Annotated in this window: 18 protein-coding genes; 12 read left to right on the forward strand and 6 right to left on the reverse strand. The window is 63.2% G+C overall.

The window, feature by feature from the left end; translation table 11 throughout:
• Window positions 1-38: 38 nt before the first annotated feature.
• The 3 genes from galT to htpG form a co-directional block, all read right to left on the reverse strand.
• Complete coding sequence (gene galT, locus ACT8X9_RS00675) at window positions 39-1538, reverse strand: UDP-glucose--hexose-1-phosphate uridylyltransferase (protein ID WP_444267785.1); 1500 nt, start codon at window positions 1536-1538, stop codon at window positions 39-41.
• Entirely contained in the window at window positions 1535-2821 is a 1287-nt protein-coding gene (locus tag ACT8X9_RS00680) for a galactokinase (protein ID WP_444267786.1), read from the reverse strand. The genes galT and ACT8X9_RS00680 overlap by 4 nt, the downstream gene beginning before the upstream one ends.
• A 412-nt stretch (window positions 2822-3233) precedes the next feature.
• Window positions 3234-5162 (reverse strand): molecular chaperone HtpG, encoded by a 1929-nt coding sequence (gene htpG, locus ACT8X9_RS00685; RefSeq protein ID WP_444267787.1) that lies wholly within the window; start codon window positions 5160-5162, stop codon window positions 3234-3236.
• Between the two features lie 239 nt (window positions 5163-5401).
• Here htpG and ACT8X9_RS00690 point away from each other — a divergent pair, with 239 nt between their 5' ends.
• From ACT8X9_RS00690 to ACT8X9_RS00700, 3 genes are all read left to right on the forward strand, one after another.
• Window positions 5402-6181: an alpha/beta hydrolase gene (locus ACT8X9_RS00690; protein ID WP_444267788.1), complete on the forward strand. Its 780-nt coding sequence runs from the start codon at window positions 5402-5404 to the stop codon at window positions 6179-6181.
• A gap of 101 nt (window positions 6182-6282) precedes the next feature.
• Window positions 6283-6708: a hypothetical protein gene (locus tag ACT8X9_RS00695; protein ID WP_249234497.1), complete on the forward strand. Its 426-nt coding sequence runs from the start codon at window positions 6283-6285 to the stop codon at window positions 6706-6708.
• 167 nt (window positions 6709-6875) lie between these two features.
• Window positions 6876-7391: an HD domain-containing protein gene (locus tag ACT8X9_RS00700; RefSeq protein ID WP_227620052.1), complete on the forward strand. Its 516-nt coding sequence runs from the start codon at window positions 6876-6878 to the stop codon at window positions 7389-7391.
• A 56-nt stretch (window positions 7392-7447) separates the two neighbouring features.
• Here the strand turns inward: ACT8X9_RS00700 and ACT8X9_RS00705 are convergent, their stop codons facing one another.
• The gene (locus tag ACT8X9_RS00705) at window positions 7448-7966 is read right to left on the reverse strand and encodes a GNAT family N-acetyltransferase (RefSeq protein WP_227620051.1); all 519 of its coding nucleotides are present in this window, start codon (window positions 7964-7966) and stop codon (window positions 7448-7450) included.
• Between the two features lie 100 nt (window positions 7967-8066).
• Complete coding sequence (locus ACT8X9_RS00710; protein WP_444267789.1) at window positions 8067-8864, reverse strand: histidinol-phosphatase; 798 nt, start codon at window positions 8862-8864, stop codon at window positions 8067-8069.
• A gap of 149 nt (window positions 8865-9013) precedes the next feature.
• On the opposite strand from ACT8X9_RS00710, the gene ACT8X9_RS00715 reads away from it, so the two are divergent.
• From ACT8X9_RS00715 to ACT8X9_RS00730, 4 genes are all read left to right on the forward strand, one after another.
• A complete protein-coding gene (locus ACT8X9_RS00715; RefSeq protein WP_444267790.1) occupies window positions 9014-10072 on the forward strand; it encodes an alpha/beta hydrolase in 1059 nt (352 codons plus the stop codon).
• Window positions 10073-10090: 18 nt separating this feature from the next.
• Window positions 10091-11575: a transglutaminase-like domain-containing protein gene (locus ACT8X9_RS00720; protein ID WP_444267791.1), complete on the forward strand. Its 1485-nt coding sequence runs from the start codon at window positions 10091-10093 to the stop codon at window positions 11573-11575.
• A complete protein-coding gene (rmuC, locus tag ACT8X9_RS00725; protein ID WP_444267792.1) occupies window positions 11576-12928 on the forward strand; it encodes a DNA recombination protein RmuC in 1353 nt (450 codons plus the stop codon).
• Between the two features lie 298 nt (window positions 12929-13226).
• Complete coding sequence (locus ACT8X9_RS00730; RefSeq protein WP_444267793.1) at window positions 13227-14408, forward strand: FprA family A-type flavoprotein; 1182 nt, start codon at window positions 13227-13229, stop codon at window positions 14406-14408.
• Between the two features lie 364 nt (window positions 14409-14772).
• Here ACT8X9_RS00730 and ACT8X9_RS00735 read toward each other — a convergent pair whose 3' ends face one another.
• Window positions 14773-15966, reverse strand: a complete 1194-nt coding sequence (locus ACT8X9_RS00735; RefSeq protein ID WP_444267794.1) for an MFS transporter — start codon at window positions 15964-15966, stop codon at window positions 14773-14775.
• Window positions 15967-16831: 865 nt separating this feature from the next.
• On the opposite strand from ACT8X9_RS00735, the gene pheS reads away from it, so the two are divergent.
• From pheS to rpoD, 5 genes are all read left to right on the forward strand, one after another.
• Window positions 16832-17854 carry a phenylalanine--tRNA ligase subunit alpha gene (gene pheS / locus ACT8X9_RS00740; protein ID WP_444267795.1) on the forward strand — a complete coding sequence of 341 codons (1023 nt, stop codon included), beginning with the start codon at window positions 16832-16834 and terminating at the stop codon, window positions 17852-17854.
• 18 nt (window positions 17855-17872) lie between these two features.
• Window positions 17873-20284, forward strand: coding sequence for a phenylalanine--tRNA ligase subunit beta (gene pheT, locus ACT8X9_RS00745; protein ID WP_444267796.1), 2412 nt, complete (start codon window positions 17873-17875; stop codon window positions 20282-20284).
• Between the two features lie 108 nt (window positions 20285-20392).
• A complete protein-coding gene (locus tag ACT8X9_RS00750) occupies window positions 20393-21013 on the forward strand; it encodes an IMPACT family protein (RefSeq protein ID WP_227620042.1) in 621 nt (206 codons plus the stop codon).
• A 298-nt stretch (window positions 21014-21311) separates the two neighbouring features.
• The gene (gene dnaG, locus ACT8X9_RS00755; protein ID WP_444267797.1) at window positions 21312-23090 is read left to right on the forward strand and encodes a DNA primase; all 1779 of its coding nucleotides are present in this window, start codon (window positions 21312-21314) and stop codon (window positions 23088-23090) included.
• Between the two features lie 36 nt (window positions 23091-23126).
• Complete coding sequence (gene rpoD / locus ACT8X9_RS00760; RefSeq protein ID WP_444267798.1) at window positions 23127-24206, forward strand: RNA polymerase sigma factor RpoD; 1080 nt, start codon at window positions 23127-23129, stop codon at window positions 24204-24206.
• Window positions 24207-24518 lie beyond the last annotated feature (312 nt).

The following is a 24518-nucleotide window of genomic DNA, read 5'->3' on the forward strand; positions in this document are numbered from 1 at the left end:
AGACCCGCCGGCAGGAGCCGGCGGGTCGGAAGGGCAAATTATTTTACGCTTTCCAGGAAACGGACAAAAGCGGCACGGCCAGCCTCGTCCATCTTGTAGACGCCGGCGTCCTCGAGCACCTGCTCGAAGACGTGGCCGACCTCGTCCTGTACGATGCTGTGGACGTTTTCGGCGTTCAGCTCCGGGTGACGGGCGAGGATGTCCATCGCCCACTCGGCGTGCTTCTGGATGCTCTCGCCGTACTCGGCGGCGGGAGTGCGGGCCGCGAGAGCGGTCTCCACATCAGCCATCTCTGCCTTCAGGCGGCTGGGCAGGACGGCGAGACCCATGACCTCGATGAGGCCGATGTTTTCTTTTTTGATATGGTGGAGCTTTGCGTGGGGGTGATAAACGCCCAGCGGATGCTCCGGCGTGGTGATGTTGTTGCGCAGCACCAGATCGAGCTGGAACCGGCCATCCCGCATCCGGGCGATGGGGGTAATGGTGTTGTGCGGCTCGCCGTCGGTCTCGGCGTAGACAAAGCAGCTCTCGTCGGTGTAGCCCCGCCATGCGGTCAGGATCTTGTCGGCCAGCTCCACGAGGCGCTCGTCATCGGCGCAGGTCAGTCGGATGCAGCTCATGGGCCAGTGGACGATGCCAGCCTCCACGTCCTCAAAGCCGGGGAAGACCCATGCCTTCTCGATGGGGGCTTTGGCCATGGCGAACTCGTAGTGGCCTCCCTGAAAGTGGTCATGGCTCAGGATGCTGCCGCCCACGATGGGCAGGTCGGCATTGCTGCCCACGAAGTAGTGGGGGAAGAGGGCCACGAAGTCCAGCAGCTTGCGGAAGGTGGCACGCTCGATCTTCATGGGGGTGTGCTGGCTGTTGAAGACGATGCAGTGCTCATTGTAGTAGACATAGGGGCTGTACTGGAAATTCCACGCGCTGTCGTTGATGGTCAGCGGGATGATGCGGTGGTTCTCGCGGGCGGGATGGTTCAGCCGGCCGGCATAGCCCTCGTTCTCCACGCAGAGCTGGCACTTGGGGTAGGCGCTCTGGGGGGCGAGCTTTGCCGCCGCGATGGCCTTGGGGTCCTTTTCGGGCTTCGAGAGGTTGATGGTGATGTCAAGGTCGCCGTAAGGGGTCTTGGTGACCCACTTGAGGTCCCGCTTGATGCGGTAGCGGCGGATGTAGTCGGTGTCCTGACTGAACTGGTAGAACCAGTCGGTGGCGGCCTGCGGGCCGTCCGTCTCATACCGCTCCTCAAAGTTGGCCCGCACGATGCTGGGGCGGGGAGTCAGCACGCCCATGAGCTTGGTGTCGAAGAGGTCGCGGGCCGTGGGGCTGTCGTCGCAGACGCCCCGGGCCACGGCATCGTCCACCAGTGCCTTCAGGATGCTCTCGAGGTCGGCGTAGCAGACCTCACCCTCCGGCTCGGTGAAGCTGTCGAGCTGCATGGTCATGAGGAGCTGGTTGCGGATGTAGATCTCGTCGTCGGGCAGGATAAGCCCGGTGTCCAGACCATAGTTGACGAGCTGCTGGATGGCGGTGGAGATCACAGGACAGCGCCTCCTTCCGGACGGATGGAGAGGACGTGGCAGCGGCCCTCGCCGAGGATGGCTTCCATGCCGGCCTTGAACTCGGCCAGCATCTCGACGGGCACAAAGGCCTGCACCGTACCGGCGAAGCCGCCGCCGTGGACGCGGACTGCACCCTTGCCGCCCAGCAGATGCTTTGCGGCGGCGATGGTGACGCCCACCTCCTGATGCTCCTTGTAGCCTGCGGGGATGACGTTCTGCAGGTACTCCCAGCTGCTGCGGCCCGACTCGTTCACGAGGCGGAGGAAGGTGTCGAAGTCGTCGTCGCGGAGAGCAGCCACCTGCTTTGCCACCCGGTCGTTGTCGGCGTAGATATGGAAGGCGCGGAGGACGGCCCGGTCGCCGCACTGTCTGCGGCATTCGGGCAGCTTTGCGAGGAAGGTCTCGAAGGGTACATCCCGCAGCACCTCGCCGCCGCAGACAGCAGCCACGGCGCGGCACTCGGCGGGGATGGCGGCGTACTCATCGGTCAGGTCGGCGTGGTCTGCGCCGGAGTCGAGGATGCAGAGGGCAAGGCCCGCCTTAGAGAAGTCTACGGCCACCGGCTCGACGACCGGCTTGGCGGGGCTGGCAAAGTCGATGGTGATGATGTTGCCCACGCTGGAGGCCATCTGGTCCATCAGGCCGCAGGGCTTGCCGAAGTAGACGTTCTCGGCCCACTGGCCGATCTGGGCGATGACGATGGGGGAGACCTTCTCGGCCATGAAGCAGTCGTTCAGGATGACGCCGATGAGGACCTCGAAGGCGGCAGAAGAGGAGACGCCGCTGCCCTTGGGCACGTTGGAGGAGATGTAGACATCCAGACCGGTGAGCGTTGCGCCCCGCTGGGCGAAGGCGGCGCACTCGCCGCGCAGCAGGGAGGCGGTGGTGTTCTCCTCCTCCTTGCGGGCCTCGAGGTCGTCGAGGTCGATGATGCACAGGTCGTAGCCCTCGCTCTGGACCCGGAGCTGGCCCTTGTCGTTGGGGGCGGCGGCAGCGATCATGTCGATGTTCACGCTGCCGGCCAGCACACGGCCATGCTGGTGGTCGGTGTGGTTGCCGCCGATCTCGGTGCGGCCGGGGGCGCTGTAAAGACCGGCCTCGGCGTGGGGGCCGAAGGTCTTTTCCAGACCGTCCAGCACGGCGGCGTAGCGGGCGGCCTCGGAGGCCGTCTCGACGGGTGCGCAGCAATACAGGGAGGCGAGGCGCGCGGCGTGGGTGCCGCCGGACAGCTCCTGCTTCCATACGGGAATGGACTTCATCATGGAATCTTCCTCCTGACAGATACGTTTTACTTTCTGGGTAGTGCGGGAACCACCCGCTTCTATCCCTATAGTAAAGGATTTGCCCCCAAAAAACCATGTCTTATTGTTGCATCTGAATGAAAAGTTGCAAAAAAGCCCTGCTGGGCCTGTCTGACAGGGGAACGGAGCGAAGCTCCGGGATAAAATGCAACTGAGACAAAAGTTTTTTCAAAACAGAAAAAGCATTGTGTAACTGCACAAAAACCTCTGCCCGCTGTGCCCCGACGGAGGCGGAGGGAAGATATGGAGAAAAAATAAAGGCCGCGTTCCGTCGGCAGGGCGGAATGCGGCACTTCGGTGAAAGGATAGTAAGGGAAGAGAGTATGATGTCGGGCGGAGAGCAAGGGAGCAAAGCCCTCCGGCCGGAAACGCATTACTGCATCAGGCTGCACACGGCCTCGGCATAGGCGGCGGGGTCATCCACGGGCAGGCCCTCGATGAGCTGTGCCTGTGCGTAGAGCAGGGCGCTGTACTTCTTGAGCTTGTCGGTGTCGCCGGCCTCCTGTGCGGCTTTCAGCACAGCAAAGACGGGGTGGTTGACGTTCAGCTCCAGAACTTTGTCGCTCTTGACGCCCTCGCTGCCGGGCTGCTTGGAGAGGACCTTCTCCATCTCGATGGACAGCGGGCCGTCGGCAGACAGGCAGACGGGGTGATCTTTCAGGCGGGTGGAGACCTTGACCTCCTTGACCTTGCCGTCCAGAGCGTCCTTCATGGCGTCGAACAGGGCCTTGTTGGCGGTGTTGGCCTCCTCGGCGGCCTTCTTCTCGTCCTCGGTCTCGAGGCCGAGGTCGCCGCTGTTGACATTCTTGAACTCCACGGTGCCGTCCTTGCCCTCGGCATCCTTGCGGGGATAGGTGCGCATGATCTGCAGGCAGAACTCGTCCACATCCTCGGTCAGCAGCAGGACATCATAGCCCTTGTCCATGACCAGCTCGGCGGCGGGCAGCTTGGCCAGACGGTCGGTGGAGTCGCCTGCGGCAAAGTAGATGTACTTCTGCTCGGCGGGCATCTTCTCGACGTACTCCTGCAGCGTGACCATCTTCTGCTCCTTGGCAGACCAGAACAGCAGCAGGTCGCGCAGAAGCTCGGCGTGCGTCCCGTAGTCGGAGTAAGCGCCGAACTTCAGCTGACGGCCAAACTCCTTCCAGAAGCTCTCGTACTTCTCGCGGTCGTTGGCCAGCATGGCGTGCAGCTCGTTCTTGATCTTCTTTTCCAGCGCGTTGTGGATGAGCTTGAGCTGGCTGTCCTTCTGCAGCATCTCGCGGCTGATGTTCAGGCTCAGGTCCTGACTGTCCACGATGCCCTTGACGAAACTGAAGTAGTCGGGCAGCAGGTCGCCGCACTTCTCCATGATGAGGACGCCGGAGGCGTAGAGGGCCAGACCCTTCTCGTAGTCCTTGGTGTAGAAGTCGTAGGGGCGGTGGCTGGGCACGAAGAGCAGGGCGTTGTAGTTCGCGGTGCCCTCGGTGCGGCTGACGATGACCCGGGCGGGATCGGCGTAGTCGTTGAACTTATCCTTATAGAAGCTGGCGTACTCCTCGTCGGTGACTTCACTCTTCTGCTTCTTCCAGATGGGTACCATGCTGTTCAGGGTCTCCAGCTCGGTGTAAGTCTCCCACTCGGGCTTGTAGTCCTCGGGCTTGGGGTCGGGTTCGGGCTTCTGACGGCTCTTCTCCCGCTCCATCTGGATGGGGTAGCGGACATAGTCGCTGTACTTCTTGACGATGGCCACGATGCCATACTCGTCGAGGAAGTTGTCGTAGTGGTCGGTCTCGGTGTCGGGCTTGATGTGGAGGATGATGTCGGTGCCCGCCGTCTCCTTCTGGGCAGGCTCCAGCTCATAGCCGTCCGCACCGCTGGACTCCCACTGCCATGCCTCGTCGGAGCCGTAGGCCTTGGAGATGACCGTCACCTTGTCGGCCACCATGAAGGCGGAGTAGAAGCCGACGCCGAACTGGCCGATGATGTCGATGTTCTCGTCCTTGTTGTCCTTCTTGAAGTCGAGGGAGCCGGAGTGGGCGATGGTGCCGAGGTTCTGCTCCAGCTCCTCCTTCGTCATGCCGATGCCGTTATCGGAGATGGTAAGGGTGCGGCTGTCCTTGTCGCGGGTGAGCAGGATGCGGAAATCGCCTTTGTTCATGCCGACGGAGGGGTCGGTCAGGCTCTTATAATACAGCTTGTCGATGGCGTCCGAAGCATTGGAAATCAGCTCCCGCAGGAAGATCTCCTTGTTGGTGTAGATGGAGTTGATCATCATGTCCATCAGCTTTTTGCTTTCGGCCTGAAATTCTTTTTTCGCCATAATACAAAACCTCTTTTTATCAGATTCAATGCCAGCACCCGGAGCGGTTGACTGCTCACGGGGACTTAGCACTCATAACTTTCGAGTGCTAATATACACCGGCGGGAGATAAAAATCAAGGGCTTTCATAAAAAGTTCAAAAAACTTTCCCGGTGGGGCGGCGTTTGGCTTTACTTTGCCCTGCCGAAGCCGTATAATGGGCCGGAGTAATCTGTATAAAAGAGGAGGAAAACGGAACGATGCAGCAGATACAGCTGGAACTTGAGGGCGGCGGGACGCTGACCGTCTGCCTGCGGGCGTCGCTGGACGCCATGCCCACGGTGAAGCAGCGGCCTCTGGTGCTGGTGGTGCCCGGCGGAGGATACAGCCACGTCAGCCCCCGGGAGGGCGACCCGGTGGCCCTGCAGTTCGCGGCGGCGGGCTATCACACCGCCGTGCTGACCTACAGCGTGGGGGAAGGGGCGCGGGACTACCGGCCTCTCCGCCAGCTCAGCGAGGCGCTGGGGCTGCTGCGGCAGCACGCGGAGGAATGGCATATCCTGCCGGATAAAATAGCGGTCTGCGGCTTCTCGGCGGGCGGGCATCTGGCCCTGTCCGGCGCAGTGCTGGACATCCCGGGCGAGACGGCGCAGCAGCGGCCCGACGCGGTCATTCTGGGCTACCCGGTCATCACGGCGGGGGAGTATGCCCACCGGGGCAGCTTCGTCCAGCTGGCGGGCAGCGAGGACGCCGCCGCACAGAGAGCCTTCGGCTTGGAGGATAAGATCACCCCCGACACACCGCCGGTCTTCGTCTGGCATACGATGGAGGACAGGACCGTCCCGGTGGAGAACACGCTGCTGCTGCTCTCGGCTCTGCGGCGGGCGGGCGTGGCCTGCGAGGCGCATCTCTTTGAGCAGGGGGTCCACGGCACCAGCATCAGCACCGCCGAGGTGGACGCCGCCGACCGGCACCGCGCCCGCTGGGTGACGCTCTGCCTCGAGTGGCTGGGGCGGACGTTCGGGTTCGACCTGCGGTGAATTGGACATTCCTACAAAAAATTCATAATTTTATGGTTGACCTGCCCAAGATTTAAGGGTATACTGGTCAGCGGAAACAAACGAGGAAGAAGGAAACGTACATGGAAAAGAAGATCTCGGTCAAAGACCTGCTGATGCAGGCATTCCTGACGGGCTGGGAGCTGTCCGACAAGAGCATCTCGCAGGACGAGTACCTCCAGAGCGCCATTCAGGTCATCGAAGTGCTGCAGGTGGAGCCGGAAAATATCTACGCCGAAGAGGGCCTCGGCCTGACCGACGGCGACGAGGTGGACCATCTGGACGACCTGCTCCGCGCCGACGGCCAGTGGCTCTATTACGGCGTGGAGGCGGAGAATTTCTTCCTCATCCAGTGGTATCCGGATGAGGCCTCTGCCAAGGCCAAGCTGGCGCAGCTCGAGGAGCTGGGCGACGGCAAGCAGTACCTCGTGGACCTGAACCTCCGGCGCTCGAACCCCACCGAGGCCGAGAACTTCGGAAATTCGAACCCGGTGCAGCTTCGCTCTTGATTGGTTCAACCTCTCCGTCATTGCTTCGCAATGCCACCTCCCCTATCGAGGGGAGGCTTTGGCATAGCGCAAAGTTTCGCCTCTTCGCCAGAGGCTCCCCTCGGTAGGGGAGCTGTCGAGCGATAGCGAGACTGAGAGGTTTATTTGTTATGAAAGGGAACTTTTCAATGCAGCTTTCTGATCTGGAGCGCCAGCGCCTTGCCGCCATTCTGATGCGATACGACCAGCACCCCGAGGTGCAGCGGATGCGGGAGTTTATCCAGCACGGCGATGTGACCACCTACCAGCACTGCAAGAACGTGGTGCTGGTGAGCTTCTGGCTCAACCGCCGCTTCCATCTGGGTGCGGACGAGACATCGCTGGCCGTGGGGGCCTTCCTCCACGACTTCTATCTCTACGACTGGCACAAGCGCAGCTCCTTCCACGGCCTGCGCCGTCTGTTCGAGATGCACGGCTTCGCTCACCCCGGCTCTGCCTGCGTCAACGCGGAGCGCTGCTTCGCCATCACCAAGAAGGAGCAGAACATCATCTCGAGCCATATGTGGCCCCTGACCTTCCGCCATGTGCCCACCTGCCGGGAGGCCATCATCGTCTGTCTGGCCGACAAATACTGCGCCGTGCTGGAGAGTATGTTCCAGCGTACCCGCGTGGCCGATGCCGACGCAGGGGAGAATGAGTGGTAAAGGGCTTGTTCCATACAAAAAAGAGCTGCTGTGCGTCATATACAGCAGCTCTTTTCTTATAATTTCTTATATCCCGCAGGCTCATCGGCTCTGGCGCGGCGCTCCATCAGGTAGGTGTCCAGCCAGCGGCCATGACAGTCCCGGGCGATCCGCTCCCGCCGCCCCACGACCCGGAACCCGCACTTGGTGTGGAGGCCGAGGCTGGCGGTGTTGTCCTGCAAGACTGTGGAGTGGAGCGTCCAGTAGCCCTCCTGCTCCGACGCCTCGCAGAGGGCCGTCAGCAGCCGGGAGCCGAGGCCCCGGCCCCGGAACTTCTCGCCGACGTAGATGCTCACCTCGGCCACGCCCCGGTAGCACCAGCGGGGGTCGATGCGGCGCAGCGCGGCCCAGCCCGCCAGCTCGCCGCCGTCCAGAATGACGAGGCGGCATTCCTTGATGTGGAAGGCGTCCCACGCCGTGTAGGGCGGGCAGGTGGTCTGGAAGGTGGCGTGCTCGGTGGCGATGCCCTCCAAGTAGATCTCGGACACAGCGGCCCAGTCCTCCGGCGTCATCGGCCGGACAGTGATATTGCTCATGATACTTTCCCCGGCAGAGCGCCCCAATGCGCCCTGCACCATTCCTCTTATCCCAGTTTATCCCAGTATAGCAGATGCGGCCCGTCTGTGCAATGACTTCTCACTCCAGCCCCGGCAGGGTGTCCAGCACCGGGATGCCAAGCCCCTGCAGAAAGGCCCTCTTCTCCTCGATGAGAGGAACGACGTCCAGCTCCGAGGGGGCGTGGGCGTCGCAGCCCACGATGGCCCTGACCGGATACTCCGCCGCGATGCGCCAGAACTCGTCCCGGGTGTAGCCCAGCGAGCCGTCGGGGCGGCGCTGGAGCGTCAGGCCCGCCATGTTGTACTCGAGGGGGATGTCCAGCCGCGCCGCTGCGGCACAGACCTCCCGGCAGGCCTTCTCGGCCTCGGCGTCGAAGGCCGTCATCCGGTTCAAAAAGAGGTCGGGGTGGGCCAGATACCGGTACAGCCCCGTTTCCAGCGCCCGCTCCACCTGCTCGGCGTACCGTCTGCCGTGGGCCGGGGAGGCGCTGCCGCCGAAGCGCCGGGCCTTGGCGTCCTGCTCGTCGGTGGTGTCGTAGTGACAGCCGAGGATGAGGTACTCGATGCCCAGCCGCTCGGTCTCCTCCTTCAGCCAGCCCAGATAGGCCGGGAAATACTCGGCCTCGAGGCCGATGTGGAGATGGAGCCGGTCGGCGTACTTCTCCCGCAGGCTTCGCAGCGTCAGGACATAGTCGTCCAGCTGGGCGGGCAGCATCCGGATATGGCTGACGAAGCCGGGCGTGGCGTAGGCCCATGGGGTGTGGTCGGAAAAGCCCAGCACCTTATAGCCGCAGCGCAGGGCCGTGAGGATGTACTCCTCCTCGGTGCCCTCGGCGTGGCCGCAGCGGGTGGTGTGGGTGTGGTAATTGGTCAGCATGGAAAAAAGCCCCTCCCGGGCAGAAATCTTTTTGACAATCATCACGGTTGTGATACAATAGAGAAAATACCCGTTCGGGGCAGAAACTATTATAGACCTCTTTGCCGCAAAATGCAATTCGGCTGCTCCGAAAAAAAGGAGACAAGAAGATGGATTGGAAACGACTCACTGCCTCTGCGCTGATGCTCGGCCTCCTCGCTCTCCCGGCCTCTGCGGCCAGCATCACGCCCCAGACCACCATGAAAGAGATCCGCGACGACCCCGATATCCGGGCCAGCGGCCTCTACACCTATACCTATGTATGGGAGCGGGACTGCGAAAAGCTCTCCACCAGCCGGGACCATGAGACGCTGGCCGAGGTGGTGGACGACACATCGGCGGAGGCCTGCGCGGCGGGGCTGAACTATCTGGCGCAGGCGTACCACGACGGGGTGCAGGTGACTTACCCGCTCTATTCGGAGGAGGAGATCGCCGCCATGCCCTCCCGTGCCAACGCGGAGCTGTATTACTGCCCCGCAGAGCAGCCGGGGGCAAAGTTCGCCATCGTGCTGTCGGGCAACTCGCTCTACTACAGCGGCGAGCTGCGGGGCGGCGTGTCCACGGCGTGGGAGCTGCACCAGCAGGGGTACGCCGTCTTCTCCCTGCGCTACCGCATCGGCCTCGAGGCCGGGGACGACGCCCCGATGGAAGACCTTGCCCGGGCCATCCGCCTCGTGCTGGCGAACGCAGACACCTTCGGCGTCTCCACCGAGGATTACGCCCTGCTGGGCTACTCCTCCGGCGGGCAGATCGCGGGCGTCTTCGGCAATGAGGAAAAGGGCTGGGGCCGCTACGGCGTCCCGAAGCCCGGCGCACTGCTGCTGGCCTACCCCATCAACAACTTTCTGGAGGCAAAGCCCGCCTACCATCTCCTGATGGACACCGACCGGCTGGAAAGGCGCTACTACTCCTACACGGTCTCGAAGCTGGTGACGCCGGACTACCCGCCCACCTTCCTGTGGTATGGCCGGAACGACAAGATGCTCATGGCCTTCGTCTACCCGCTGCAGGGGCCGGCCCTTGCCAAGGCCCTGCGGGACAACGGCGTGCCCAACCGGGTGCAGGTCTACGACGACGCCAAGCACGGCGTCGGCATCGGCGTGGGCACCGACGCGGAGGGCTGGGTGGCCGACGCCGCCGCATTCTGGAAGAGCGTTTCGGAAGAATAAAGAAAAGAGGGAAAGGATATGTACGATTTGAATGAATGCATCCGCAGCCTGAACGTGGGCCTGCCCGACGACATCGCCCGGCTGAAGGCAGCCGGATACTACAAGGAGGCCATCGCCCGCATCGACCGGCTGCTGGCCGAGGACTGGACCAAGACCCAGAACAGCCCCGCCACCAACGGCAGCGCTGCGCCGGAGGGATACGTCCCGCCCGAGAACCCCACGCCCCACGGCGTGGACGCCCTGCGGGAGGCGCTGACCGCCCAGAAGGAGATCATGCGCCGTCTGCCCGGGGAATACTGCTGGACGGAGGCCGAGGCCATCGCCCGGATGCAGGAGCGGGTGAAGGGGTTCACGGCGGAGGAGTTCCGCGCCCTCGACTGGGAGGGCCGGATGGACTGGCGGTTCGTGGAGGGAGAAAAGCGGTATCAGGAGCGGTTCGCCGAGACCCTGCTGGCCACCCACGCCGACCTCGCCGCCCGGAAAAAGACCCCGGACGCCCCCAACAATAAGAACGAGGAGCGTCACCGCCTCTGCGAAAAGATGATGCAGGAGGGGAGCGCCAGCGCCGACATCACCCTCCGCACCAGCATCCGGATGTCGGATGAGGCCTTCGCCGCCGCGCTGGAAAAGGCGAGAGCCGAGGGCCGGGACACCGTCCATGTCCGGGCGTGGCTGGCCCTGCCTGCCGCCTGCCCGTCCCAGAGCCATATCACGCTGGACGCCTTCACCGAGACGCCCAGCCATATCGCCGCCGAGGACGCGCCCCAGCGCACCGTGTACTGGGAGGCCGACCTTGCCGAGAACCGCACCTTCGGCGCAGAGTACAGCTACCGCGAAACGGCGGTCTACGCCGACCCGCTCTCCTTCACGCCCGACCCGGAGCAGCCGGACTTCTACACCGGCGAGGAAGCGCCCCACATCGTCTTTACGCCCTATCTGCGGGCACTGGCGGCCCAGCTCACCGAGGGCGTCACCAGCCCGGCGGAGAAGGCGAAGCGCATCTACGATTACGTCACCCTGAACGTCCGGTATCACTTCCAGCCCTCCTATTTCGTCCATGAGTCCATTGCCGAGAACTGCGCCCGCAGCCGCCGGGGCGACTGCGGCATCATGGCCCTCACCTTCATCACCCTCTGCCGCATCGCGGGCATCCCGGCCCGCTGGGAGAGCGGCCTTGCGGTGGCCCCGGGGGATGCAGGCTGCCACGACTGGGCACGGTTCTACATCGCGCCCAAGGGCTGGATGTACGCCGACTGCTCCTATGGTTCCTCCATGGCGCGCCGGGGCGATGAGATGCTCCGCCGCCACTATTTCGGCAGTCTGGACACGGGCCGGATGGTGGCCAACAGCGCCTTCGAGGCCCCCTTCGACCCGCCGATGACGGGCTTCCGCAGCGACCCCTACGACAACCAGAGCGGGGAGATGGAGGCCGACGGCGTGGGCCTTGCCGGGGAGGAAAGGGTCACCACCAAAGAAGTTTTGAGATTTGAGGAAGTAAAGTAAATGGAATATCTTGCGTTCGTGTACACCCTGCTGCTCGTCGCCATCTGCCTGATGATGGCGGTGCTGTTGGCTCGCACCAGCCGCCTGCTGAAGGAGCCGAAGGACGACGAGGCCCTGAAGAGCTGGCTGGAGCAGCAGCTTGCCGCACAGGCCAAGGACTTCAGCGCCCGGCAGGACGCCGTGGCCCAGCAGAACTACGCCGCCATCCGCAGCGTCAGCGAGACGCTCCAGACCGCCGTGCAGGGGATGAGCACCACGCTGGGGCAGGGGCAGGACAGCCAGCAGCGCATCCTTGAACAGCGGCTGCGCAGCCTCGAGCAGGCCAACACCCAGCAGATGGAGCAGCTGCGTCAGGCCGTCACCCAGAGCATGGCGACGCTTCAGGCCGAGAACGCCCGCAAGCTGGATGAGATCCGCCACACGGTGGACGAGCAGCTTCAGGACGCCTTGCAGAAGCGGGTCACCGAGAGCTTCAAGGCCGTCAACCAGCAGCTCGAGCAGGTGTACAAGGGTCTGGGCGAGATGCAGTCCCTCGCCGCCGATGTGGGCGGCCTGAAGCAGGTGCTCTCGGGCGTCAAGACCCGCGGCATCCTCGGCGAGATCCAGCTGGGGGCCATCCTCGAAGAAATTCTGGCCCCCGAGCAGTACGACACCAACGTCGCTACCATCCCGGGCAGCACCCAGCGGGTGGAATACGCCATCAAGATGCCGGGCGCGGACGGCGGCAGCGTCTGGCTCCCCATCGACTCCAAGTTCCCCGGCGACACCTACGGCCACCTGCAGGACGCCTACGCCTCCGGCGACGCACAGGCCGTGGAGAACGCCCGCCACGCGCTGGAAATGGTTATCCGCAGCGAGGCAAAGGACATCCGGGAAAAGTACGTCGAGCCGCCCTATACCACGGCCTTCGGCATCCTGTTCCTGCCCTTTGAGGGCCTGTATGCCGAGGTGGTGAACGCCGGGCTGCTGGAGGTCTTGCAGCGGGATTATCAGATCAACGTGGCAGGCCCCAGCACCATGGCGGCCCTGCTGAACAGCTTACAGATGGGCTTCAAGACCCTCGCCATCCAGAAGCGCTCGGGCGAGGTGTGGCAGCTGCTGGGCGCGGTGAAGACCGAGTTCGACAAGTTCGGGCAGGGCCTCACCAAGATGCAGCAGCGCCTGCGCCAGACCGACGAGGAGCTGGACAAGCTCATCGGCGTCCGCAGCCGCGCCATCAGCCGGAAGCTGCGCAGCGTCCAGAGCCTCGACGAGGCCAGCGCCAGCGCCCTCCTCGAGATCGACGACATGAACGAGCTGCCGGGTGCGCTCTCCGAGACCCGCGCATTATCTGACCAAGTGACTGATTCTTGACGATGATGCGATCAAAAACTCACTTGGCCATGGTGGCCAAATGGGCATGGCTGGCCAACTGACTCACTTGGCCAATGGGGATCACTTGGCCAAACTGACCAAGTGGAAAAAAATAACGTAGATATATTATTAAATTGTCACTTGGTCTTATATTCCACAGGAGTAGAGCCTCGGCCTGCCGTCCGGCCTGATAAATAGTTGACGAAGGGGGCAGGCTGTGCTATACTAAGAAAGATTCTTGAAAAATACTGCCGACTGCGGTATGTCATACACAAAACAGCAGAGAGGAAATGTGCTTATGAGCGTAAAGAATATCAGCAGCGCCATCCTTGGCGTGGGTGTGGACGATACCACCATTGACCTGTTCGAGAGCCAGTACCCGGTGCCCACCGGCGTCAGCTACAACTCCTATATCATCCGGGACGAGAAGACCGCCATCCTCGACACGGTGGACGCGCGTGCCACCGACGAGTGGATGGCAAACGTCACCGAGGCGCTGGCAGGGGAGAAGCCCGCCTACCTCGTCGTCCACCACATGGAGCCGGACCACGGCGCAAATGTGGCCCGCCTCGCCGCCCTCTACCCCGAGATGCAGGTGGTGGGCAACGCCAAGACCTTCCAGTATATGGAGCAGTTCTTCGGCCCGGAGGCCATCGCCAAGGAGCGCCGCGTCGTCGTGAAGGACGGCGAGAGCCTCTCGCTGGGTGCACACACCCTCACCTTCGTCTTTGCGCCGATGGTCCACTGGCCCGAGGTCATGGTGAGCTATGAGTCCACCGAGAAGGTCCTCTTCTCCGCCGACGGCTTCGGCCGCTTCGGCGCTGTGGCAAAGTTCGACGAGAAGGCCGACTGGGCCAGCGAGGCCCGCCGCTACTACCTGAACATCGTGGGCAAGTACGGCCCGCAGGTGCAGGCCCTGCTGAAAAAGGCCGCTGCGCTGGACATCGCCACCATCTGCCCGCTGCACGGCCCTGTCCTCACCGGCGACCTCAGCAAATACCTGAACTACTACGATATGTGGTCCAGCTACAGGGCCGAGGAGCCGGAGAAGATCCTGGTAGCCAGCGCCTCCATCCACGGCCACACCCGCGCCGCCGCCCACACTCTGGCCGACAAGCTCCGGGCCAAGGGGGCGAAGGTGGTGGAGATCGACCTGACCCGGGTCGATGTCTCCTACGCCGTCACGGAGGCCTTCCGCTGCGGCAAGACCGTGCTGGCCTGCGCCACCTACGACGGCTTCCTCTTCCCGCCGATGGAGAACCTGCTGACCCACCTCAAGACCAAGGCCTTCCAGAGCCGCACCATCGCCCTGATGGAGAACGGCACTTGGGCGCCCATGGCCACAAAGCTCATGCGCGCCGAGCTGGAGGGCATGAAGAACATCACGGTCTGTGACACCGTCGTCACCCTCCGCTCTGCCTCCAACCCCGCCGCCGAGGCGCAGATGGATGCGCTGGCGGAGGAGCTGCTGGCGAAGTAAGTAAAAGATTGCGAACATGAGAAAATCCCCCACATTTGTGGGGGATTTTCTTGTTTTCCGTCGGCGTTTATGATACACTGGTGCTGCCGCTGGAAAGCGGCGGGGCACTGTACATACGGCAGGCGGTTTGGTCTCTCACTTCCGAAAGGAGGTGAGAAGATGCCGATTACTTTGACGTTCCATGTCTTTGGACTTACGTTCACGATTCGGATCAAAAAGTAAAACCGCCACCTCTGCCAAGGTGACGGTTTTCAAAAAGCCAAATCCTTAGAAAGAGGCCAAACCGTTTGTCACAGTGCCTTTTCTATGGATATTATAGCGCATTGCCGGGCGGCTGTCAAGGAACCCGGCAGTGCGTTTTTGATCAAGAGGCGCGCGGCTTTCTGCCAAGCGCCGCCGCGCCGCTCAGGGCCACGAGGACGCCCAGCACGGCAAGGCCCGCACCGGCCTGCCCGAAGGCGTCGCCCACCGCGCCCACGAGGGGGCTGGCGGGTATCATGAGCAGGCTGTAGACCATGCTGTCCACGCTGGTGAGGGTGGCCCGCTGGTCGCTGGGGATGACGTCATTGAGCTTCTGGTCCTCGTGCAGGAGGTAGGCGTCGATGACGCCCTGCACCAGCATACAGCCGAAGATGCAGCCCAGCACCGGGGCGGCACCCACCAGCGCACAGCCCCCGCCGCAGAGCAGGGCGCAGACGGCGTAAAACCGGCGCAGGCTTTTCGGATGGAGCCGCCGGGCCGCTTCAACGCCCAGCATGGAGGCAAGCCCACCCAGCAGCATCGGCACGAACAGCAGAGCTGTGGGCCAGCCCTGTTCCACGAGCCGCTGCTGAACGAACATCTTGGTCAGGTAGCTGGGGATGCAGAGGACAGCGGCGGAGACGATGAGCTTCGCCGCCAGCGGGGTGGTGCGAAGAGCGGTGATGCTGTCCCGCACCAGCTGTGCCAGCTGGCCGGGCAGGTCGCGGAAGGTCTGCTTCTCCCGGCGGGCCTGCGTCTCGGTGACGATGGGCTCGGTCATCAGGGCGGTGGCGGCAGCGGCAGTGCCTTCAAAGGCGGCGCTCAGCAGGTAGAAACCGGAAAAGCGGAGAAATCGTTCCAGCGTGCTGGCGAGGGACCCCACAGCCGTGGCCAGCATGGAGAGCTGGGAGCAGTTGGCGGAGACCCGGAGGTAGTCGTCCGTTTTGCCGCACTGCTTGAGGCTGTCGTAAGTCAGGGCCGAGGTGGTGCCGGAGAACATGGCGTTGGCCAGTGCGCTCAGCGCCATTGCAAGGCAGATGAAAAACAGGTCGGGCGCAAAGGCCATCAGAAGATTGGAGAGCACCATGCAGCCCCCGCCGAACACGAGTGTCTTCTTGCGGCCCAGCAGGTCGGCCGCCATGCCGCTCGGCACCTCGAAGGTGAGGCTGACCATGTGGAACACGCTCTCGGCAACGCCGATCTCCCACAGCGAGAAGCCCCGCGCGGCCAGCAGCGCCACCCACACGGCGTCGGTGATGCGCAGGCCGGAGAAGAAGTTGTTTGTATAGATGCAGGCAAGCTGCTTTTTCAAGTTCATGGGGAACACCCTTTCTATGTATTGTGGATAGAAATGTGTACCCTTTGTAGGTTTTCCTTCGTACAACCTCTCAGTCTCGCTGACGCTCGCCAGCTCCCCCAGTAGGGGAGCCTCTGGCGAAGAGGGCGGGCTTCCGGATAAAGACGAAACTTTCCGGAATGCCAAAGCCTCCCCTCGATAGGGGAGGTGGCACGGCAAAGCCGTGACGGAGAGGTTTAATCAGGGCAAAACAAAAGCGCCCCATAGCAAAGCTGCGGGGCGCATAAATCATGCTCCACGCTCTGCTGAAAGGGATAAAAGGGTACACTTCGAGCCGGAAAAGCTTAGGGGTTTCCTTTTTTGAAGAAAACGCAGCCGTTCCAACCCATTGCAGGTGTACCCTCCTTTCCGTAAAGCGTTAGACCCAGCATACCATAATAACGGCTGAAAAGCAAGAAAAACGCGGATATTCCTCGAAATCTGCCTGCGCCGCTTGCAAACCGGCCCGAAATGTGGTAAGATGATTCATGGTTATTTGATGACCACGACCTGAATACTCCAAACGCAGCGACGGAGAGAGTAGGCGGGCGCACCGCAGCAAAGAGAGAAGCTTCACCGGCTGAGAGGGCTTCCGTGCGGGCGCTGGCTGAAGTTCGCTCCCGAGCGGCCGGCCTGAACCTTGCAGTAGGGCCGGACGGTGCGCCCCGTTACGGCGTTTTGAGCGCCGCACGGCTCCCGAGTGGGCCGGGCGGAAACCGGGTGGTACCGCGGAGCTGTAAATTTTTGAAGCTTCGTCCCTTTTGCCGGGCCTTACGAGAGGCCCCGGCAGGGGACGGAGCTTTTTTGCTGTCCGCTGAACAACACGAATGAGAAGGAGAGAACATCCATGCAAGCAATGATCGACGAGCTGGCAAAGCAGGCGGAAGAGAGCCTCGGTCAGGTCTCTTCCAAGGAGACGCTGGCAACTTTCTGGCAGGAATATCTGAGCAAGAACGGCAAGATCCCCGCCCTGATGAAGAATCTGCGCTCGGTCGCCCCCGAGGAGCGTCCGGCCATGGGCAAGATCATCAACGAACTGAAGGCCAAGGTGCAGGCGGAGTATGACGCCGCCGCCGAGCAGGTCAAGCAGGCCGAGCTTGCCGCCCGCAACGCCGCCGAGACGGTGGACATCACCCTGCCCGCCAAGACCCGCGCCGTGGGCGGTCTGCACCCGCTGACCCTCGTGACCAACCAGATCATCGACGTCTTCTCGGGCATGGGCTTTGCGGTGGCAGACGCCCCCGAGATCGAGGACGACGACCACAACTTCACCCGTCTGAACGTCCCGAAGGACCACCCCGCCCGTGATATGCAGGACACCTTCTACCTGTCCGACGAGTTCCTGCTCCGCACCCAGACCTCCGGCGGCCAGATCCGCACCATGGACAGCCAGAAGCCGCCCATCAAGGTGCTCATCCCGGGCCGCGTCTTCCGCTCCGACTCCGACGCCACCCACAGCCCCATGTTCCATCAGATGGAGGGTCTGGTGGTGGATAAGGGCATCACGCTGGGCGACCTGCAGGGCGCGCTGAACACCTTCGTGCAGAAGCTGTTCGGTGCCGACACCCGCACCCGCCTGCGCCCCTCCTACTTCCCCTTCACTGAGCCGAGCGTCGAGGTGGACGTGAGCTGCTTCGAGTGCCACGGCAAGGGCTGCCCCCTGTGCAAGCACACCGGCTGGATCGAGGTGCTGGGCGGCGGCGTCGTCAACCGCAAGGTGCTGGAGAACTGCAGCATCGACCCGGACGTGTACTCGGGCTTTGCCTTCGGCATCGGCATCGAGCGCATCGCCATGCTGAAGTATGGCATCAACAACATCGGCCTGATGTTTGAGAACAACCTGCAGTTCCTCAAGCAGTTCCACGAATAAGAGGGGAGAGAGCAAACAATGAAAGTACCTTTCAGTTGGTTAAAAGAACTCGTCGATATTGACGTTACCGCACAGGAGCTTGAAGAGAAGCTCTTCTCCTGCGGCTTTGAGGTCGAGGAGCTGATCCCGCTGGACGCCGGCATCAGCAAGGTGGTCGTCGGTAAGATCGTGGAGATGGAGCCTCAGGAGGGCACCCATCTGACCAAGTGCGTCGTGGACTGCGGCAGCTACGGCCACGACATCCGCATCAGCACCGGCGCTTCGAACATGAAGCTGGGCGACTGTGTGCCCGCCGCGCTGGACGGCTCCACCCTGCCCGGCGGCATCAAGATCAAAGCCCGCAAGATGCAGGGCGTCGAGTCCAACGGAATGCTCTGCTCCGGCGAGGAGCTGGGCCTGAACGACGACCTGTTCCCGGGCTCTGAGGTCTACGGCCTGCTCATCCTGCCCGAGGACTCCGTCCCCGGCACCGACATCGCCCCCGTGGTGGGTCTGGACGACTACATCTTCGACATCTCCATCACCGCCAACCGCCCCGATTGCCAGTCGGTGCTGGGCATCGCCCGCGAGGTGGCCGCCATCCTCGGCAAGCCCCTGCACATGCCGGCCATGGACTATAAGGCCGTCTGCGACGCCGACGCGCCGGTGAGCGTGAAGGTGGAGGCCCCCGACCTCTGCCCCCGCTACATGGCACACTACGTCCGCAACATCCGGATGGGCGAGTCTCCCCGCTGGATGAAGCGCCATCTGGCCCTCTGCGGCCTGCGCTCCATCAGCAACGTGGTGGACATCACCAACCACACCCTGCTGGAGATGGGCCAGCCCATGCACGCCTTCGACCTGAATAAGGTGGCGGGCCGCAGCATCACCGTCCGCCGCGCTGCGGAGGGCGAGAAGATCACCACCCTCGACGAGAAGGAGTTCACCCTGAACCCCAACAATCTGGTCATCTGCGACGCCGAGAAGCCGGTGGCGCTGGCCGGCATCATGGGCGGCGCAAACTCCGGCATGGACGACGCCACCACCAGCCTGCTCTTCGAGTGCGCGACCTTCGCCCGCGACTCGGTCCGCAAGACCAGCCGCGCTCTGGGCCAGAACAGCGACTCCTCCGCCCGCTACGAGAAGGGCGTGGACCGTCACTCCCCCGAGATGGGCCTTGCCCGCGCTCTGCACCTCATTCAGGAGCTGGACTGCGGCGACATCACCACGCTGGAATACGACCTGACCGATGGCCGCCCGCTGGAGCGCAGGCACATCGTCACCACCCCGGCCAAGATCTGCGGCGTGCTTGGCATCACCGTGCCCGATCAGACCATGATCGACATCCTCGAGCGCCTCGAGTTCACCGTGGATGTGCAGGCCGACGGCAGCTGGGACGTCTCGGCACCGCTCTACCGCGAGGACGTGGAGAGCTTCCCCGATCTGGCCGAGGAGGTCATCCGCGAGTACGGCTATGACCACATCGTGCCCACCTTCCTGAACACTGCCTCCGTCACCAACGGCGGCCTGACCTACGACCAGAAGCAGCAGCTCAAGACCAAGCGGCTGCTGGCGGCACAGGGCTTCTATGAGGCCTCCACGCTGGCCTTCTACTCCAACGCCGAGTTCGATATGCTCCATATCCCGGCGGACGACGAGGCCCGCAAGGCCATCCGCATCCTGAACCCCATCAGCGAGAATCTGTCCGTCATGCGCACCCTGCTGGCCCCCTCCATGCTGAACGTCATCGTGGACAACCTGAAGAAGGGCAACGCCGAGGGCCGTTTGTTTGAGATGGCACCGGTCTACCTCGCCAAGGAGCTGCCCATTCAGGAGCACCCCCACGAGCGTCAGACCCTCTGCCTCGGCGCGTTCGGCCCGGCGGAGGACTTCTTCACCGTCAAGGGCGCTCTGGAGGCGCTGGCCGCAGGCTTCGACCTGACCTTCACCTACCAGCGGGAGACCACCAGCTGGCTCCACCCCGGCATCAGCGCCGCCGTCTACTGCAACGGCAAGCGTCTGGGCGTCTTTGGCAAGCTGGCCAACGAGATCAACGCTGAACTGGAGATCGCCAAGGAGCAGAAGGACAGCCAGAACATCTATCTGGGCGAGCTGGACTACGAGGCCCTGATGTCCTGCGTCGAGGGTGAGCTGCGCTACAAGCCCCTCAGCCCCTACGCCGCCGTCAAGCGCGATCTGGCTCTGGTCTGCGACGAGGCTGTGGCCTGCGGCGACATCGAGGAGGCCATCAAAAAGGCCAGCCCCCTCATCACCGAGGTCAAGCTGTTCGATATTTACCGCGGCGCGAACCTCGGCGAGGGCAAGAAGAGCATGGCCTTCTCCCTGACCCTGTCCGACCCCGCTGCCGAAGTCTCCGCCGAGCAGGTGGAGCGCACCGTCAAGAAGGTGCTGGGCAACCTGAAGTTCAAGCTGGGCATCGAGATCCGCTGAACCTGACATGAGAAATGAGTCCGTCTGTGCCGCCGGCACAGGCGGGCTTTTTCTTTGGGGCGATTTATGCTATACTTATCTCATTGATGAAAAGCAGGAGGAACCAGCGTGGAGGATTACCGCACCATCCGGGGCACGGCCATCGGAGAATACGAAGAGAAGAAGAGCCGCTTCATCGCGCAGCTCTCCTTTGCAGACAGCGAGGAAAAGGCCGTGGCCTTTCTGGAACAGGTGCGTGCGGCCAACCGCACCGCCCGCCACAACGTCTATGCCTACCGTCTGCGGGAGGGCAGCCGGGAGCGCTACTCCGACGACGGCGAACCGGCCAAGACGGCGGGGACGCCTGCGCTGGAGGTCTTGCAGCACAGCGGCCTGACCGACCTCATCGTGGTCGTCACCCGGTACTTCGGCGGTGTGCTGCTGGGCACGGGGGGCCTCGTCCGGGCCTACACCACGGCCACCGCCCGGGCGCTGGAAGCCGCCGAGGTGGTCACAGTGCGCAGCGTGGTGGCGCTGGAGGTGACGGTGGACTACGGGCTTTATGAGCGGGCCGACCTCCTCATCCGGGCGGCAGGGGGCAAGCTGGCCGAGCCGGAGTTCACCGACCGGGTCACCCTCCGCTGGCAGATGCCGGAACACACCGAGGGGCCGCTGCTCACCCAGCTGCAGGAGCTGACACGGGGCACGGCCAATGTCACCGTGAGTGCGCCGTTTTATGCGGCGTTCTGAGAGGGCATGCCGCTGCCAAAGAACGAAAAACAGCAGCAACTGGCGAAAGAGACTGAAATACCAAAAATTCCCAGCAAACCCATCGAAACATTTTTTGAACGAAGAGTCATGGATTTTCCCCCTTCGACAGCGCAAATCGGTTACAATAGCCGCAGACGCGGCACTGGGATCGGCCGCGCACGGAGAGGAGGGAGGACGAGAGAAAAAGAAGCGGCAGATCTGCCGTCCGCACCTTCGAGGACGTCTTTGTGCCCCGCAGGCGGCACGTTTTGGAGAAAAAGGAGCGCCGAACATCGTTATGATCCCACACGAATATATTGAAGAGCTGACCCGCCGCACCGACATCGTGGAGCTGGTGGGCAATTATGTCCAGCTCAAGCGGAAGGGCCGGCTCTACGGCGGGCTGTGCCCCTTCCACAGCGAGAAGACCCCCTCGTTCTACGTCTACCCGGACACCCAGAGCTTCTACTGCTTTGGCTGCGGCGCGGGCGGCGACGCGGTGAGCTTTACCAAGAGGATCAACAGCATCGACTACATCGAGGCCGTCAAGCTGCTGGCCCAGCGGGCCGGGATGCCCGAACCCACCGAGGACGACAAAACGGGCCGTCTGCGCAGCCGCATCCTGACCATGAACAAGGACGCGGCCCGCTTCTTCCACGCCTGCCTCAACTCCACGGTGGAGGAGGCCCGGCAGGCCCGGGCCTACTGGCGGCGGCGCGGCCTCGACGACAAGACCATCAACCGTTTCGGGCTGGGCTATGCCCCCGACGACGGGCAGGCGCTCTACCAGTACCTCCGGGATAAGGGATACAACCAGCAGGAGCTGGACGCCAGCGGCCTGTTCAAGCGCAGCCAGTCGGGCCGCATCTACTGCCTGTTCTGGCGGCGGGTCATGACCCCCATCTTCGACCTGCGGGGCAACATCATCGCCTTCGGCGGCCGGGTGCTGGACGACTCCAAGCCCAAATACGTCAACAGCCCCGAAACGCTGGTCTACCACAAGTCGGATACGGTGTTTGCGCTCCAGATCGCCAAGCGGAGCGCCTCCCGCCGGTATGTCCTCTGTGAGGGCTACATGGACGTCATCTCCATGCATCAGGCGGGCATTGACACCGCCGTCTGCGCCTGCGGCACGGCCCTGACGCCCGATCAGGTCAAGCTCATCAGCCAGTACGCCGAGGAGGTCATCCTCAGCTACGACTCCGATGAGGCGGGCCAGAAGGCCACCCTCCGCTCGCTGGAGCTGTTCCGCAACAGCCCGGTGCGGGTGGGCGTCTTACAGATCCCGGGGGCGAAGGACCCGGACGAGTACATCAAGAAATACGGTGCCGACCGCTTCAAGGCCCTGCTGGACGGCGTGGGCAACGCGCTGGACTTCCGGATGAAGCGGCTGCGGGACCAGTACGACCTCAAGCAGGACGCCCAGCGCCTCGAGTACGTCAAGGAGGCCGTGGAGATGCTGGCCCAGCGCTCCAACCCCACCGAGCAGGAGGTCTACGCAGGCCGTCTGGCCGAGGAGACCAACATCTCCAAGACCGCCATCATGGCCCAGCTGGCCGACGCCGTGAAAAGGGCCGGCAGCAAGCGCCGCTGGGAGCGGAGCCGCGCCCGTCTGCGGGAGGGCGAGATGGACCAGATCAAGGTGCCCTACGGCGCAGGCCGGGGCGCACTGGGGATGGCCAGCGCCGAACAGCGGCTTCTGGCCGCCATGCTGCGGGAGCCGGGCTACATCGACAAGGTGAGCGCCCGACTCAGGCCGGAGCAGTTTTTGCAGCCCCAGCAGAAGGAGCTGTACGAGGCCATGCTCCGCTGCAGGGAGCAGGGGGTGGACGTGAGCCTCGCCACCCTGCGGGCCTTCGTCAGCGAGGAGGCCTTGAATGAATTGAGCCGTCTTGCGGCACAATACAGCGATGTGAACTGTACGCCGGAGGACATCCAGCTCTATCTGGAACGCATCGCCCGGGGCACCCCCGTGGCCAGCCGCGCCGCCAGTATGTCAACCAACGATATTGAACAGTATCTCCAGTCGATGCGGGAACAAAAGCAGGGAACTGCTGACGCAGAAGATTCGGTCTGATCTCTCCACCGGCTGGGGCCGGAAGGAGAAGAGCAGATGCAGAAAATGTCACAGACGGAAGAAATGGCAAAACTGCTGGCGGGACGCGCCCGCCGCCATGTCCTGACGCCCGAGCAGGTGAGCCGTGCGATGGAGGAACAGGACTTCGACCCGGCAGGGCTGGACGAGCTGTATGCCGCACTGGAGATGCGGGGCGTGCAGGTGGCTGAGGAGGAGACGGAGCTGCCGCTTCTGGACGAAGAGCAGATCGGCAGACTCGAGGATGAGCTTTCTGCCGAGGGGGTGGCGCTGGACGACCCGGTAAAGACCTATCTGAAGGAGATCGGCCGGGTGCCCCTGCTGGCCGCGGAGGAGGAGGCTGCCCTCGCCCGTGCCGCGCAGGCCGGGGACGAGGACGCCCGCCGCCGTCTCAGCGAAGCGAACCTCCGCCTCGTGGTCTCGGTGGCAAAGCGGTACGCCGGGCGGGGCCTGCCCTTCCTCGACCTCATTCAGGAGGGAAACCTCGGCCTGATGAAGGCAGCGGAAAAGTTCGAGCCGGACCGGGGCTTCAAGTTTTCCACCTACGCCACATGGTGGATCCGGCAGTCCATCACCCGGGCCATCGCCGATCAGGGCCGCACCATCCGCATCCCGGTGCATCTGGTGGAGAGCATCAACCGGGTGAAGAAGACGGCGGGGGAGCTGCTGCGCCGCACAGGCCGGGAGCCGACCGTCGAGGAGATCGCCGCCCAGCTGGACATGGAGGCGGCCCGGGTGCGGGAGCTGCTGCAGCTGTCGCAGGACCCCATCAGCCTCGAAACGCCGGTGGGGGAGGAGGAAGACGCCCACCTTGAGGACTTCATCCGGGACGATGAGGCGGGCATCCCCGCCGACGAGGCCGGGCGGCAGCTGCTCCGCCGGGAGCTGATGACGGTGCTCAAGAGCCTCACGCCCCGGGAGGAGCGGGTCATCGCCCTTCGCTTCGGCCTTGAGGATGGCCGCGCCCGGACGCTGGAAGAGCTGGGCCGGGAGTTCAACGTCACCCGCGAGCGGGTGCGCCAGATCGAAGCCAAGGCCCTGCGCAAGCTGCGCCACCCCAGCCGGGCCAAGCGCCTGCGGGATTATCTGGACGAGTAGGGCAGGATGCAAGAGCAAATGGTGACAAAATGCACAAGGGTGTTTTTGTCTGGAACGTAAAAAACAAAAAAATCAACCCCAAAATCGCGCAAAGCGTACACGCACCCGGGCGTCCCATAAAAGAGGGCGCTCGGGAATTTTTTTGCCTCAAAACGGAAAAATGGCTTGACAACAGGGGTTTCAGGGTGTATACTGTATTAGTATCACATAATGGCCTAGTGCGCCAAAAAGGGAGTTTGTGCAGTGCGAGCCGGACGGGTCTCACCGAAAAGTTTGTGCAAAACGCCGGACTTCTGCGCGCGGTGCAGGCCG

This window comes from Faecalibacterium sp. (genome assembly GCF_052358865.1).
In the GTDB taxonomy this organism is placed as follows: Bacteria; Bacillota; Clostridia; order Oscillospirales; family Ruminococcaceae; genus Faecalibacterium; species Faecalibacterium butyricigenerans.